Genomic DNA, 14289 nt, shown 5'->3' with positions numbered 1-14289 from the left:
TTTATTCATTATATCTATTATAAAAATATGTTATGTCCATAAGAATTATAAAGCAGCCTGTCTTCATGTCAATAGATAAAATTGAACACGCAAATAACCTTGAATTCGTTACTGTATGTTAATATGTTTTCGCAAAGAGATTGTGGCGAATAGGGAGGAGAGGTCGTGGCAGAAAAGAAAGGAGCTAGCGACAGAGCTTTTCAAAAAATAATTAATCTTGTTTTATCCCATGAACTTAAACCGGGAGATCGAATATATGAAACAAACCTGGTGGATGAACTACACATGAGCCGAACGCCCATACGTGAAGCACTTTCACGCTTAGTTTCTACAGGATTTTTAGAAAAAACCTCCGGGCAAAAAGGTTACGTTGTCCCTCTTTTATCTCCAGACGATATGGAACAAGTTTACTATTCAAGAATTGTTATTGAAGGGAAAGCTGCACGTAGAGCGGCCCAAAACGCCGATCAAAAAGCAACAGAGGATTTAGTTCGCCTTAATGAGGAAGAAAAAAGGAAATACCAGGCGAATGCGAAAGACGAATATGCAGCTCTTAATGAAAAATTTCATATGGCTATCGCCGAAATGTCTGGGAATACATATCTTTATCGATATATTCAACAGCTCTTTTGGCGTTCTAATCTCTATGTTTTCTTTTTCATGAGCTTCTACAATTTAAAACAACCAGAAAGTAATGGGACAGAGACAGATATTCGATTAAGCTATAAAGAACATGAAAAAATAATAGAAGCTATTCTGGCAAAGGATGGATTTGCCGCAGAAAAAGCAATGCAAGAGCACTTGATCACAGCATATAATTCAATGCTCAACCCTCAGAGCAAGCCTTTATTGACATTTGAAGAATTTAAAGACTAAGATGAAACTCAAGAAAAAAGGAAGGATTAGTTAATCCTTCCTTTTTTCTTGAACTAAACACTTTATATCTTCCATTAAATCTCTTCAAAAATTCCTTTTTTAACAATTTTTCCTTCACTCATCATAACTTCACCCTTAGCTATGACATATTCTAACCTAAAAGATGTAGGTGAAATAACAAGAACGTCACCGTCAACGCCAGGAGCAATGTGCCCCTTATTCAATAGTTTCAATCGTTCCGCTACATTTTGTGTCACTAGCTTTAAAGCAACCTCAAGACTTATTTTTTCGTCGCAGACACAATCTTTTAGCTCTCTAAACAACGAAAAAGGTTCTCCTATACCCATTTTTACAAGCTCTCCCGAAGAATCAAACTCTGGCATACTTCCGTTGCCATCAGTACTCATCGTGAGATGAGAGATAGGAACTTGTTCTTTCATAGCTCTTGCTATTCCCTCACTTGGTTTTACTGAGTTACCATCATTTCCCATACTCGTAGTGAGATCTATAACGCCACCATTATTACAATAATTCAACGCCTGAGTATAAAGTTTTCCATTCCGGTTAACGTGGGTAGGAATAATTTGGCCCAGAGGGATATCGGTTCCTTCAAGAGCTTGTTCTATTATATGTAACCCTATGGATTCTCCTCCCATATGAGCCTCAACAACGCCTGCCTTTCCAGATAGCATTCCGCCTACTCGAGCATCTGAAATAATGCGTCGTAATTCTTCTACAGTTGGATGTGACGAACGATGATCTGAAAGAGCTATTTTAGTCCCAATGATCTTGTCTATAAGAACAATATCAGACATTACGCTCTCTGTAATAGTTACGGAAGGAACACCGTACGCCCCCGTATACATGTATGTAGAAATGCCTTCGTTTTCAAGAGAACGAGCCTTTGCCAATAATTCTTTCAGCGATCGTGATATTCCGTCAGTACCTAAAGGTGCTACCGCAGTTGTAATACCTGCACTAATAAAACGACTCAGTTGCAAAGGAGGTGTTCTGAAATGGGGACCCCCTTCTCCTCCTGCTCCATTAAAGTGAACATGGCTATCAATGAGCCCAGGAACAACAAAAGCACTTTGAACGTCAATTATGATTGCTTCAGGATCAATAGCTAAAACAGCCTCTTTTGAAATTGTTGTTTCAAGTGCAAGAATAGATTTGCCCGCTATTAAAATATCGTGCTTCCCTAAATGAACAGGGGTATATATTTCTGCGTTTTGAATTAATAAGAGTCTCATTATAACCAACCTACTTTATCTAAAATTACACATTGGTATTCTTAAGTTTAATACGTAAGGGAAATATTGAAAAACTTTTTTACTTCGTAGAGGGCAACAATACACGTGCATTTTATATTTCCTCCTCATTCAAATCGATAATATGTACATTTAAACGTATACGCAAAATATAGATAAATTTTAAAACAGATATATTGTATCAAAAAAATACAGATATAAGAAAGTGTCAAATGAAGCTTGTTTTAAAGGTTTTACTTGCAATAAAAAAAGAATAGCGATAAAATATTTTTGTTCTTGGATATTTTTATGTATCCATAAAAACATGGGGATGTAAAAAAACATATATACTCTTTTTATGTACTTTTTCTTTTTTTTCATCGCTCTTTATATTTCTTTTTACGTTCCAACGAATGACGCTTACACGTCCCCATTTTTCCCTTAAAAATCAGAAGGGAGTGGTGCCTGCTGAAGAAACGACAAACTAAAAACATTGACGCTCATTACTAGTATTGCAACAAATAGAAAAGGAGGTCGTTTTTTATGGATGTCTTCAGCAACGCCTTTGAAAAAAAGTGGTTTTTTATTTTTATGTTTATGTACGTACTTATTATGCTCCCGCTTCCCTTTTTCTTTTCTACAACATATATTCCCTCTTTGGGCGGTCTTCCGTCTTTTATTATTGGTTGGACAGTTCACACCGCAGCAACAATGGCGCTCATCTTTATTTTCTATAAACAGGCCATGAGTCGCCCTGAATATCACGAATTCGACGAAGATTAGGGGGGAAAGTTTATGGATGCCGTATCAAGTTTGATTCATCCCATTCCAGGTATTTTTTACACAGTTTTAGGTGGTTACTTTGTAATTATGGCACTTATTGGTTACTACTCAGCAAAAAATACATCTACATTAAGTGACTTCTTTGTTATGAGTGGTAAAGCCGGTGCTATCGTCAGTGGTCTTGCTTATTTTTCCACACAATATAGCATGAGTACTTTTATGGGATGTCCAGCAACATGTTATAAAGTAGGCTTTGCAGGACTGACCATTTCTGTCCCCGGCCTTGTCTTTAGTATGATCATTCCCGCCCTTTTTGTTGGACGGAAACTAGTTCGACTCGGTCACAAGCACGGATTTCTCACGATGGCCGATTACCTTGGCGACCGATACGAATCAGATGGTCTTCGGGTTCTTCTCGCTGTACTCATGATCATTTTCCTCATCCCAATGATGGGAGCTCAGACCATTGGTGCCGGCATTATTTTGAGAACCTTTACAGGTGCTCCTGAATGGGTTGGCATTGTAGCCATGGGTATCATCGTCATTCTTTATTGCATGAGCGGTGGTATAAGAGGAGCTATGCTTACAGACGTTATACAGGGTTCTCTTATGGTTTTAACCGCTATTATCACCTTTATTATTTCTGTTAAGATTGGTGGCGGTTTTTCGGCCATTTCTGAAAAACTTCACGCATTGAATCCGGCTTATATGAGTCACCCTGGCGTGGGCGGATCATATGGTTGGGGAAACTACGTGTCGATGATCGTTATGTGGAGCTTTTTCTCTATTGGTCAACCTGGTCTTTTCACCAAATTCTTTGCCATGAAAGACTACAAAGTCATGTTCAAAGCCGTTCTTCTTGGAACTCTGGGCATGTGGCTAGCCGCAACTCTTATAGAGTGGTCTGGTGTTAATGCCATTGTTTCTATTCCAGGACTTACCGGAAAACAAATTGACTTTGTTGTGCCTCTTATCTTGCAGCAGGGTGTTTCTCCGATAGTATCAACTCTTCTCATCGCTGGAATCATGGCGGCAGGAATGTCAACAATCGACAGTTTGCTCATCGTTTCGACAGGCGCTGTAACCCGCGATATTTATCAGAAGCTCATCAATAAGGATGCCACTGACGCTCAAATATTCCGTCTCTCTCGAATTGTTACAGTGATTATTGGTGTCATTGCCATTCTTTTTGGAATATCCCGACCAGCTACCATCTTCAAACTGATTCTTTTTGCCTTTGGTGGTTTGGGAATTTGGTCTGCTCCTATCATTATGGGTATGTATTGGAAAGGAGCTACAAAAGCCGGAGCTTTTGCTTCCGTTATTGTAGGTGAAATTCTTTTCGTCTTAATGACCCTCAAATTCAGATCATGGGCTTTTGGGTTCAATCCACTCATCATATGCTGGATTTATGCTATGTTGGTTATGGTTATCGTTAGTAAATTTACCCAACCGGCCTCTACAGCTACAATAAAGAAACATTTCGCTTAAAGTACACTAAGGCCCCGGCCGAGTTCTGAGGTCGGGGCCTTTTTATATCTATTTCTTTTCTTAAAGGAGTGTCCAAAATGTACTTAGCGTCTCTTTCTTGGAAAAAACTTGAAGAAAAAATTACAAAAGAAACTGTTGCCCTTGTACCCCTTGGAAGTGTTGAACAGCATGGTCCTCTTGGTCCTTTAGGAACCGACTACATCATTCCTGAAGAATTCGCAAAGAAAATCGAAGCTGCTTATCCAGAAGAAATTCTTTTACTTCCTACAATGCCTTACGGTGTATGTCCATATCACGGGTCATTCTCAGGAACAATTGACATGGGACTTGAAACGCTCGCTGAAGTTATGACTAGAATTGCCATGGGTCTTATGAATGCAGGAATTAAAAAAATAATATTCCTGAATGGCCACGGTGGAAATGGTCCCTCTCTTGATAAGGCCGCCCTTGCCGTTTACAAAAGAGGGGGGCTGGCTGCTATTGTAGATTGGTGGGTTCTTGCAGGCCAACTTAATCCTTCTTGGGCAGGCGGGCATGGAGCCGGTCAGGAGACATCTGTAATGATGGCTTTAAAACCAGATTGGGTTAACATGAAAGACTTTTTCCCTGCCCAGATCCATCATCTTAGCGAAACACTAAGAAATACTCATATCAGCACTGTTGCTTTTGAAAAAGGTTCTGTCAGAATCATTCGTGACGTTAAAGATGTAACATCCAATGGGGCTTACGGTGGAACAGACGCACCGGAAGATGCAAATATGGAATGGGGAAGTGAAATTTTCAACGGTGTAACCGAGTATCTTCTTCGATTTGTCGCGGAATATCTGAAAGTTTCCCTTCCAACACAAGGAGAATAAAAATGCTTAACGACGCAGAAATGGAGTTATGCAAGTCACTTTCTGCTACAACCTTGTTTGATGATATGAAGAATCTTTCTCAATTCAATCGTCTTTCAGGAAGCGATGGAGAGAAAGATGCCGTCAATTTTTTAAAAGAGAGACTTACAAAGGCAGGAATAGAATGGAAACTTCATTCATATCCTGCTCTTCTTAGTAATCCTCAACGAGCCGAGCTTCTATGCAAATATAGCCAGAAGGAAGAGATCGTTCCGTGCAAAACGTGGAGTTTCACCTCTTCCACACCTAAAGAAGGAATTGAGGCTTATTTACAATTCGTAGAAAAAGATCTTTTAGAGCACCATCCTCTGACATTTCTTGCAGACTACACTGCCAACAATAAAGATTTTCAAAACGTTATCGTAGTATCAAGAACGTCAAATCCAGTAGCTATTATGGAAGCCGAACGGCGAGGTGCTGTCGCCTTCATTTCTGTTTGGGAACAGGGAGATGAATCAATAGTTCACGAAGGAAACGTCAATATGATATGGGGAACTCCTGAACCTGAACAAAATCACATATATCCTCATATTCCAGTGGTCATTCTCTGTCGTCCTACAGGGGAAAAACTTATAGCCAACATTAAAAAAGATAGAGTGTTAGGAAAGATCACAACACAAGTTCAAGAAGGAATCACAACGATCCCTGTACTCGAAGCGTTGATTCCAGCAGAGGAAGAAAATGGAAACTATCTTCTCGTTGGAAACCACCTTGATTCATGGCACTATGGATCAGCAGATAATGCTACAGGTAATGCTATTGCTTTAAACCTCGCGGAAAAAACGATAAAAATGACAGGAAAAAAATTTGGGCTCAAAATATGTTGGTGGTCTGGACATTCCAATGGACGATATGCAGGATCTTCCACATATGCTTCTCGAAATTTCCTTGATCTTGAAAGAAACTGCCTTGCATACACAAATATCGACATGCCTGGCATGAGAGGGGCAACTGATTTTTCCAGAATATCTGCTGGGCCTGACCTTATGGAGATAGCTTCTCAAACTATACATGACATAACGGGACAAAAAGGTGAATGGAATCATCATGTTCGAGGATGGGACCAATCTTTTCAAAATATAGGAATATCACCATATTTTATCTGGTCTTCAACTTTGCCTGAAAACAATCAAGATACCACTGCCAATAGCTTTATGAGTTGGTGGTGGCATACGGAAGAAGACCTTCCTACATATGTAAGTCGTGATATCCTTGAAAAAGATGCTCAACTCTATTTAACCGCAGCCTCTCGGGTTCTTTGTAATCAATCTTTTTCCTTTAATATTAGGGCTTTGATTCAACAAATCAAAAAATGTTTTGCAACACCTCTCTTCTCTTCTCATCTAACATATATCAAAGAAATCACAGAAATGCTTGAGGATATTGAGAGGGTTGACACAACGAAGCTTTCTCTTCAAAAACAACTGTTTTATGTACGTCAGTTAAATAAAATCCTCTATGCTTTTAAAGCTCCTATGCTACAAGATTGGGCCATTAGCCTGGAATACATTCCCGGCCTTTCTCTTGCTTTTTCTTCTCTCCCTCAAACTGCGAGAGGAAAACTCATTATTGACCGCTTTGCCGAAACACAGAAAAATAGAATTCTCCTTCTCTTAGAAAAAATAAAAAATTGTGGATAACATACCCACACATGTGGAAATATTATTTTAAAAGGGGTTAAGATTCATTTCTTAACCCCTTTTAAAAATAAAAGACTTGACGAAATATTCAACCTTCGATATAAGCATTACTACACAGTTTGGTTTGCAACGATTAACACCTCATATTCCCCCCTGTAGTACAATAGAAACACAATTTTTATTGAGGAGGGTTACGAATGGTGAACAACAAGAAAGAATCGCGAGCAAACAGTCCCGGTTTTTTTGAACGTTTCATCAAAGGTATCGAAATTATAGGCAACAAGTTACCTCACCCTTTCTGGCTTTTCGTTATTCTCGCTCTCATTGTTATTGCTCTTTCGTACATACTATCGAAAGCTGGAGTATCCGTTACCTATCTTGCCGCCGCCCGCGGCGGTGGGGAAGCAAAACAAACCACAGTTGAAGTCGCAAACCTGTTAAGTTTTGAAGCTCTGCGTCCCTTTATGGCCAATTTTGTCAAAACCTACGTTGGTTTTGCACCTCTCGGCCTTATTATGACCATGATGCTGGGTATCGGACTCGTAGAACAGACTGGTCTTATTTCAGCTCTCATGCGAAAAACCATAATGGGAGCTCCATCTTATTTAGTAACAGCCGTCCTTGCCATTGTTGGTATTAACGCCAACCTCGCTTCTGACGCAGGTATTATTTTCACCCCTGCCATAGGAGCTGCCGTATTCAAAGCCCTGGGGCGAAATCCATGGGTCGGCATTATTGCAGGCTTTGCAGCTGCTTCTGGAGGATTCACCGCCAACTTCTTCATTGCCGGAACAGACGCTCTCTTGGCAGGTATTACAGAATCAGTAACTAAAGGAATGAATATTGCAGGACCTACGCATCCCCTTATAAACTGGTACTTTCTTATTATGGCAACTCTAACTGTTACTTTTGTTACAACCTTTGTCACAGAACGATTTACCGTGAAAATTCTTGGAGATACAGGTGGACATAAAGATGAATCTGAACTCTTAAAACACGTCGTAACTCCTGAGGAAAATAGAGGACTTCGATGGGCTCTTATCGCAACAATTCTATGCATCGCGTTCTTACTCGTTCTAACAATTCCCGAAGGTTCATTCTTCAGGGCTAATGACGGAAGCATCGTTCCTAAATCTCCATTACTTTCAAGCGTTGTCGCTATTTTGTTTTTCATCTTCTTCTTTGTCGGAATCGCCTATGGATACGGCTCTGGTACCATAAAAGAAGCTTCAGATGTGCCCAAACTCATGCAGAAAGGGCTTCAAGGCAGTTTAAGTTTTTTAGTAGTGGCACTACCTGCATCTCTTTTTATTATTCTTTTTAACACAAGTAATATGGCTACTATCTTATCTGTACGTGGAGCTGAATGGCTGCAATCAATGAACCTTGGAGGAATTCCTCTCATTCTTATGTTCATATTACTTTGTTCAATACTTAACCTTTTCATCATGAGCGGATCTGCAAAATGGTTAATTCTGGCTCCTATTTTTGTCCCCATGTTCTCAATCATTGGTTTTTCACCAGCACTCACACAGATTGCTTATCGAATCGGAGACTCGTCATCGAATATTATCTCACCTCTCTCATACTACATTCCTGTAATCATTGGTTTGCTAGAACAATACAAACCTGAAGGAAACAAACAATCTGTAGGAATAGGAACTGTCATCTCTCTGGAGATGCCTTACACTATCGCGTACCTTATCTGCTTCTCGATCCAGCTCATTATTTGGTATTTGCTCAAACTGCCACTGGGTCCAGGTGCAGGATTATTCATGTAAGAAAAAATGTCAGAGGCTGCCATTTAAAATGGCAGCCTCTCTTTTAAAAAGGACAATAAAGGTCATCTCTTTAGCCCTCTTTTAATTGCAATCTTCATGTTAGATGAGTAATAGTAATCCATAAATTTTCAAACGACATAAGCACGCCAAGATATTTTTGACCTGACATAGGCTTTTCTATAAAACGAACCATATAATCAGCAGTTTCGAAGGGAGCAGATTTATTGACAGATGTAATGAAAAGAATTGGGGTAGTATAGAGAGCAGGATCATTACGTATTTCAGACAAAAGCATTTCACAACAATGGTCTGGAAGATCACAATCGGCCATAACAATATCTGGTTTGGAACGATCCCAATATTTGCCTACTTGTCGAAGATAATCTAAAGCTTCATAACGATTGTTAACAACGTGAACTGTATTGAAAATTTTCCAATCATTTAGGCTTTGAATGATCTTTAAAGCTTCTTTCTCATCTTTTTCTACAAGTAGAATTTCTACCGGTTTCATACACTTTTCTACCATCATAAAACATTCCCCCTTCTTCGTGCATGTTATATGGGGGTGGCGATAAATGGCAGCGAATATGCGCGTTACATATACTAGCATTACTTTGCGAATTTTGCGAAAAGTTTTTCGAAAAAAATAAAGGGACTTTTTTAAAGAAAAGTCCCTTTATAAAACAAAAGATTATAAGAGGCTAGAATCAGGAGTAACAAGAACTTTTACTTGTTTTTTCTTTTCAGGACCAGTAAGAGTTCCAAAACCTTCTTCTACGATATTTTCGAGAGCTACTTTTTTCGTTATCCAGCCATCCCCCTTGATACGACCATCAGCCAACATAGTTATAGCCGCAGGGAAAAGATGGCGATATGCAATAGTTCCCACGACTTTCTTTTCTTGGAAAACAACAGCATTGGGATTAAAAGAAATAGCTCCTTCCCAAATGCTTGTAATAACAGCTGTTCCACCTGGTTTAACGCTTTCGATAGCTTTATCAAAACCACTCTGAGAACCTGTCGTTTCAAAGCTTACATCAACACCATACCCATCCGTCAATTTTTTCACTTCTGAAGGGACATCAACTTCGTTGGGATCAAGAACAACATCTGCCCCAGATCGCAATGCATATTCCTGACGGATAGACTTTCTCTGCATAACGATAACTAAACGAGCACCTGCCGCTTTTAAAGACTCAATAGTAGCAAGTCCGATCGGGCCAGCTCCAAGAACTAAAGCAGTTTGTCCAATTGAGAAATCTCCCTGCTTAAGAGACTGCAAAGCAACAGCAAGAGGTTCTACAAGAGCAGCTTTATCAAATGGGAGTGTATCAGGAATTTTATGAACGAACTCTTCATAAAATGTCGTATATTCCGCAAATCCGCCGCCACCACCGCAAAGTCCATGAAACCCCAATCGAGTGCAGAGATTATATTTCCCTTCTCTGCAGGCAGGACACATATCAGGATCGTCAGGACGACAAACTCGCATAGGTTCAACGACAACTCTGTCACCTGCTTTTAGAGAGGTAACGTCCTCACCTACTTCCACAACTTCACCAGAAAACTCGTGGCCTAAGACAACAGGAGCTTTTTCTCCACTCAAAGGATGAGGTTTATCGACAGGAATAAAGATAGGGCCACCAAGAAATTCATGAAGGTCAGAGCCACAAATTCCACACCATTTTACACGCACCTTAACCATTCCTCGTGCAGGAACTGGTTCAGGAATATCTTCAACACGAACATCATGTCGCGCATACCAAAGAGCTGCCTTCATCTGTATCCCCTCACTTGTATAAAGTATACATATAAATTGAAGCTAAAGTGAATAATATCACTTTTTATCTTTTTATGCAAATGTCATCTCTTTGTTACGTTAAAGAAAGGAGTAAAATACCAATGAAAGCTCAAAAAAGGCTAGCTTTAGTCGCTCATGATGGCATGTAATAAAGCCTCTGCAGATATGCAAAAGAGCCGTTGTGATGACGGCTCTTTTGCATATCTAATCTTTAAACAAACGTTTGGTTTTTTAATTATAAGCCAAACGTATTTTTTCATCGCCAATAACGTCAGAGATCAGCTCTTGCCACATTGGGGAATTCCATGTACCAAGAGCGGAATGAACAGTATAGTACTTTTCAGGAATGGGGTGGGTTCCTACTACAACCTCAAGACCGAAAGCCTCTTTTATATACCTTCTAAAATAATCAATTCGAGGACATGGAGGGTAACCTACGATCATCCCAGTCGCCAGATGTATAACTTCGGCACCATTTTTTTTCATTTCGGCAGGGGCATATTCGACATTTCCACCAGGACAACCATTACACGTCGTATACCCTACAAGTTCCACCTCTTTGTCTTTGTAACGAGCAAAACCACCTTCTCTGTTACGGAGTGCTTTCAAACATTTTCCTCCTGCACAGGTTCCGTATCTGTTACAAATAATAATACCGACACGTACAACATCTTTCATAACCAATTCCCCCTCCGTTTTTATATGTCATCGTCTTTTACATGTCATCATCGTGACGAAAACATCCCTTTCGACGACCGCAATGTCCTCTTCTCCATCCTTTCCCCAAAACAGTACATGGAAGGTCTTTCGTTTTTTTATGTTCTTTGACTTTCGTTGCACAATCACTGCATATGCCAGCCATTTCAAGACTTTGTGGAATTGGTTCGAAACCAGCTTCTTCTAGCCATTCCCTAATAATTTTCTCTTTTTCCTCTTCCTCTTTCAGATGCAAAACTTTACCGCAACAACGACAATATAAGTGAAAATGAATTGATGATGAGGGTAACTCGAAACGCTCAAACCCTTCGTCGAGGGAAAAACGGTAAAGAAGCCCCATATCAGAAAGAAGACCTACAGTTCTATACACTGTAGCAATACCTATAGACGGATCTTTTTCATGTGCTTTTTCCCAAATAAGCTGTATATTGCCATGTTCTGCTTCTCCTTCAATAAGCACATCTATAATTGTCTGTCTCTGATTTGTTAATCGAAATCCAGCCTTTTTAAGAATTTCAAAAAACTCTTCTCGTCTCATATCATCATTTTGTTTCATAAGGTGAGAACTCCTTTTTATATATGCCTTGACAATTATCTTAGCAGAGAATAGTATATATATGCAAATGATAATCATTATCAATAAGGAGGAAAATAACATGCCTGGTTATGATAGGACAGGACCGCGCGGAATGGGGCCAATGACAGGTGGCGGAAGAGGTTTATGTCGCTTAGGATATGCGCGTAGAAGATTCCCACGATGGGGTCGTTGCTTCTTCGGTTTCGGCCGTGGCATGGGAAGAGGTTGGGGCGTCTATGAGGCTCCGGAAGAATGGTATTCTGCACCTTCAACTGATGAAGAACGAAGTATGCTCAAAGAAGAGTTATCTATGCTTGAAAATGAAATGGAACATATTCGTAAACGCATAGCAGAACTTGAAGAAAATAAATAAAAAGGAGCTTTCCCATGAAAATCGCAATCGCTAAAAATGGAGACGTTGTATCAGAACATTTTGGACACGTAAAAGAGTTTCTCGTTGTTAACGTAGAAAATCAAAAGGAAATATCACGGGAAATTGCTATACCTCCAGAAGGAGAACATATACCTGGAGCCATGCCTCGTTGGATTGCATCTTTAGGTGCCAACCTTCTCATCACCGGTGGTATTGGACAAAGGGCATCTCAAATGTTGAGAGATGGAGGAGTAGATGTAGCTTGCGTTCAACCCCTCTCTGTAGAAAAGATACTCGGCGAATTTCTTGATAATTCCCTTGAGATTGTTGGCGACCAATGTAGTCACGATCATTCTTCTCATTAGGAGGAAAATATGTTTCGATTAACTGTAGTTAGCGGCAAGGGAGGAACAGGCAAAACATGTGTTGCCTCCTCTCTTGCTTCTGCTCTTCAAGAAGGAACAATTATTGATCTCGACGTCGATGAACCAGATCTTGGCTTGGTTTTAAACATTCAAAATCCAGAAAAAGAATCTATTTATAAGGTTATTCCTAAGATAGATATTCAACGATGTATCGGATGCGGCATATGTGCTGATAATTGTGCTTTTGGAGCTCTTAATCAATTTGGTATGAATCCTCCTCTGGTTAATGAAAAACTGTGTCATGGATGTGGCGTATGTGAATATGTATGCCCTCAAAAAGCTATTAAAGAAAGCCAAATAAAAATAGGGGATTTAAATATTAAACATACAAAAAATTGGTGGTTTATCGAAGGAAGATTAACTATAGGAGAACCTAATCCAGTTCCCGTTATCCATGCTGCTCTTGAAAAGGCAAATTCTTTACCCTTTCCGCAAATTGTAGACGGACCTCCGGGAACAGCATGCCCAATGGTTGCAGCTGTCGAACAATCACATTTCGTTGTTTTAGTTACAGAACCGACGCCTTTCGGCCTTTCTGACCTTGCTTTAGCGGCAGAAACGGTTCAAGAGCTTCGGATTCCTGCAGCTGTTGTTATTAACCGATCTGATCTCGGTAATAAAGAAGAGACAGAAGCATTTTGCAAGAAGATAAATATACCGATACTTGCTTGTTTGCCATTTTCAAAAAAAGTTGCACATGCTTATGCCGAGGGAATAGCTCCCTTTTGTGTAGATCAAAGATGGCAAGAAGCAACATATACTATTCTCGGCCATGTTAAAGAGGTGCTCTCATGATTCCCAAAGAAATCGTTGTTGTCAGTGGCAAAGGAGGCACAGGTAAAACATCAGTTGTGTCAGCATTATGTGCTCTCTTCAGCAAGAAAGCCCTCTTTTGTGATGTAGATGTAGATGCACCTAACCTCCAGCTTTTACTTCATCCTAACGATGGACAATCCTTTTCATTTAGCGGCAGAAAAGTACCTGAAATAGATTCTAACCTTTGCAATTTGTGCGGAGCATGTGTCAATTTCTGTCGTTTTGATGCTATCAAGAAAGAAATCAATGGCATCACTTCATTGTTATGGAAATGTGAGGGATGTGGTGGTTGCGCTCTTGTATGCCCTAAAAATGCTATTACTATGAATTCATATGAACAGGGCCAATATTGGCGGGGAGAAACATCTTTGGGGCCCCTCTGGCATGCTCGTCTTCATGCTGGAGAAGAAAATTCTGGAATGCTTGTTGCCAAGCTTCGCCGAGAAGTTCGTCAGGAAGCAATCAAAAATAATTACCCTCTTATTATTGTTGACGGACCTCCTGGAATATCTTGCCCGGCAATTTCGGCGCTAACAGGGGCAACATTGGCTGTAGCTGTTACAGAGCCTTCTCTATCAGGTCTTCATGATCTTCTTCGTCTTGGTGATTTGTGTTCCTCTTTGGAAGTTCCCTTAGCTGTTATTCTCAATAAAGCAGATCTTTCAGAAATAAGAAATGCAGAAATACAAGACCAGATCAAAAACAAAAATTGGCAATTTCTGGGTTCTATTCCTTTCAGGCCTAGTGTTGTAGAAGCGATATCGAGTGAAGAAATTCCTTTAGACTCTTTGCATCCGGAAATAGAAACTATTTATACAAACTTGCTTCAAATAATCAATAACATAAAAATGTGAGGTGTACAC

15 protein-coding genes are annotated in these 14289 nt (G+C 39.8%); 10 read left to right on the top strand and 5 right to left on the bottom strand.

Annotated elements, in window-relative coordinates; translation table 11 throughout:
- Nucleotides 1–165 precede the first annotated feature (165 nt).
- Nucleotides 166–876 (top strand): GntR family transcriptional regulator, encoded by a 711-nt coding sequence (locus tag ACZ5GY_RS10705; RefSeq protein WP_213692039.1) that lies wholly within the window; start codon nt 166–168, stop codon nt 874–876.
- A 74-nt stretch (nt 877–950) separates the two neighbouring features.
- Here ACZ5GY_RS10705 and iadA read toward each other — a convergent pair whose 3' ends face one another.
- Complete coding sequence (gene iadA / locus ACZ5GY_RS10700) at nt 951–2129, bottom strand: beta-aspartyl-peptidase (RefSeq protein ID WP_464111859.1); 1179 nt, start codon at nt 2127–2129, stop codon at nt 951–953.
- Nucleotides 2130–2669: 540 nt separating this feature from the next.
- Between iadA and ACZ5GY_RS10695 the strand changes: the two genes are divergently transcribed.
- The 5 genes from ACZ5GY_RS10695 to ACZ5GY_RS10675 all read left to right on the top strand — a co-directional run bounded on the left by ACZ5GY_RS10695 (nt 2670) and on the right by ACZ5GY_RS10675 (nt 8717).
- Entirely contained in the window at nt 2670–2909 is a 240-nt protein-coding gene (locus tag ACZ5GY_RS10695; protein WP_213692040.1) for a hypothetical protein, read from the top strand.
- 12 nt (nt 2910–2921) lie between these two features.
- On the top strand, nt 2922–4400 hold the full coding sequence (locus ACZ5GY_RS10690) for a sodium:solute symporter family transporter (protein WP_213699207.1): 1479 nt from the start codon (nt 2922–2924) through the stop codon (nt 4398–4400).
- Nucleotides 4401–4477: 77 nt separating this feature from the next.
- Nucleotides 4478–5257 carry a creatininase family protein gene (locus ACZ5GY_RS10685; protein ID WP_213692042.1) on the top strand — a complete coding sequence of 260 codons (780 nt, stop codon included), beginning with the start codon at nt 4478–4480 and terminating at the stop codon, nt 5255–5257.
- Nucleotides 5258–5259: 2 nt separating this feature from the next.
- The gene (locus tag ACZ5GY_RS10680; protein WP_213695354.1) at nt 5260–6936 is read left to right on the top strand and encodes a M28 family peptidase; all 1677 of its coding nucleotides are present in this window, start codon (nt 5260–5262) and stop codon (nt 6934–6936) included.
- A 197-nt stretch (nt 6937–7133) separates the two neighbouring features.
- Nucleotides 7134–8717, top strand: a complete 1584-nt coding sequence (locus tag ACZ5GY_RS10675) for an AbgT family transporter (RefSeq protein ID WP_464111858.1) — start codon at nt 7134–7136, stop codon at nt 8715–8717.
- 94 nt (nt 8718–8811) lie between these two features.
- Here the strand turns inward: ACZ5GY_RS10675 and ACZ5GY_RS10670 are convergent, their stop codons facing one another.
- The 4 genes from ACZ5GY_RS10670 to ACZ5GY_RS10655 form a co-directional block, all read right to left on the bottom strand.
- Complete coding sequence (locus ACZ5GY_RS10670) at nt 8812–9246, bottom strand: response regulator (protein ID WP_213691089.1); 435 nt, start codon at nt 9244–9246, stop codon at nt 8812–8814.
- A 162-nt stretch (nt 9247–9408) separates the two neighbouring features.
- A complete protein-coding gene (locus ACZ5GY_RS10665; protein WP_213695356.1) occupies nt 9409–10497 on the bottom strand; it encodes a 2,3-butanediol dehydrogenase in 1089 nt (362 codons plus the stop codon).
- A gap of 252 nt (nt 10498–10749) precedes the next feature.
- Nucleotides 10750–11196, bottom strand: a complete 447-nt coding sequence (locus ACZ5GY_RS10660) for a CGGC domain-containing protein (protein ID WP_213690100.1) — start codon at nt 11194–11196, stop codon at nt 10750–10752.
- Nucleotides 11197–11233: 37 nt separating this feature from the next.
- Nucleotides 11234–11791 (bottom strand): Fur family transcriptional regulator, encoded by a 558-nt coding sequence (locus tag ACZ5GY_RS10655; RefSeq protein ID WP_213690099.1) that lies wholly within the window; start codon nt 11789–11791, stop codon nt 11234–11236.
- 100 nt (nt 11792–11891) lie between these two features.
- Between ACZ5GY_RS10655 and ACZ5GY_RS10650 the strand changes: the two genes are divergently transcribed.
- From ACZ5GY_RS10650 to ACZ5GY_RS10635, 4 genes are read left to right on the top strand one after another with little or no spacing between them, the layout of a single operon-like run.
- Nucleotides 11892–12185: a DUF5320 domain-containing protein gene (locus ACZ5GY_RS10650; RefSeq protein ID WP_464111857.1), complete on the top strand. Its 294-nt coding sequence runs from the start codon at nt 11892–11894 to the stop codon at nt 12183–12185.
- A gap of 14 nt (nt 12186–12199) precedes the next feature.
- Nucleotides 12200–12550: a NifB/NifX family molybdenum-iron cluster-binding protein gene (locus ACZ5GY_RS10645; protein WP_464111856.1), complete on the top strand. Its 351-nt coding sequence runs from the start codon at nt 12200–12202 to the stop codon at nt 12548–12550.
- A gap of 9 nt (nt 12551–12559) precedes the next feature.
- Nucleotides 12560–13405: an ATP-binding protein gene (locus tag ACZ5GY_RS10640; RefSeq protein ID WP_213699211.1), complete on the top strand. Its 846-nt coding sequence runs from the start codon at nt 12560–12562 to the stop codon at nt 13403–13405.
- Nucleotides 13402–14280 carry an ATP-binding protein gene (locus ACZ5GY_RS10635; RefSeq protein WP_213690095.1) on the top strand — a complete coding sequence of 293 codons (879 nt, stop codon included), beginning with the start codon at nt 13402–13404 and terminating at the stop codon, nt 14278–14280. The genes ACZ5GY_RS10640 and ACZ5GY_RS10635 overlap by 4 nt, the downstream gene beginning before the upstream one ends.
- The last annotated feature ends 9 nt before the right edge of the window (nt 14281–14289 follow it).

The organism is Aminobacterium thunnarium (assembly GCF_055390565.1).
This window is presented reverse-complemented; position numbering and strand designations above follow the sequence as displayed.

Bases quoted from the DNA above. Each gene is read 5' to 3' on its own strand.
- ACZ5GY_RS10650 (WP_464111857.1), top strand. From the start codon at position 11,892: ATGCCTGGTTATGATAGGACAGGACCGCGCGGAATGGGGCCAATGACA.
- ACZ5GY_RS10695 (WP_213692040.1), top strand. From the start codon at position 2,670: ATGGATGTCTTCAGCAACGCCTTTGAAAAAAAGTGGTTTTTTATTTTT.
- ACZ5GY_RS10665 (WP_213695356.1), bottom strand. From the start codon at position 10,497: ATGAAGGCAGCTCTTTGGTATGCGCGACATGATGTTCGTGTTGAAGAT.
- ACZ5GY_RS10670 (WP_213691089.1), bottom strand. From the start codon at position 9,246: ATGATGGTAGAAAAGTGTATGAAACCGGTAGAAATTCTACTTGTAGAA.
- ACZ5GY_RS10675 (WP_464111858.1), top strand. From the start codon at position 7,134: ATGGTGAACAACAAGAAAGAATCGCGAGCAAACAGTCCCGGTTTTTTT.
- ACZ5GY_RS10635 (WP_213690095.1), top strand. From the start codon at position 13,402: ATGATTCCCAAAGAAATCGTTGTTGTCAGTGGCAAAGGAGGCACAGGT.
- ACZ5GY_RS10685 (WP_213692042.1), top strand. From the start codon at position 4,478: ATGTACTTAGCGTCTCTTTCTTGGAAAAAACTTGAAGAAAAAATTACA.
- ACZ5GY_RS10680 (WP_213695354.1), top strand. From the start codon at position 5,260: ATGCTTAACGACGCAGAAATGGAGTTATGCAAGTCACTTTCTGCTACA.
- ACZ5GY_RS10660 (WP_213690100.1), bottom strand. From the start codon at position 11,196: ATGAAAGATGTTGTACGTGTCGGTATTATTATTTGTAACAGATACGGA.
- ACZ5GY_RS10640 (WP_213699211.1), top strand. From the start codon at position 12,560: ATGTTTCGATTAACTGTAGTTAGCGGCAAGGGAGGAACAGGCAAAACA.
- iadA (WP_464111859.1), bottom strand. From the start codon at position 2,129: ATGAGACTCTTATTAATTCAAAACGCAGAAATATATACCCCTGTTCAT.
- ACZ5GY_RS10690 (WP_213699207.1), top strand. From the start codon at position 2,922: ATGGATGCCGTATCAAGTTTGATTCATCCCATTCCAGGTATTTTTTAC.
- ACZ5GY_RS10655 (WP_213690099.1), bottom strand. From the start codon at position 11,791: ATGAAACAAAATGATGATATGAGACGAGAAGAGTTTTTTGAAATTCTT.
- ACZ5GY_RS10645 (WP_464111856.1), top strand. From the start codon at position 12,200: ATGAAAATCGCAATCGCTAAAAATGGAGACGTTGTATCAGAACATTTT.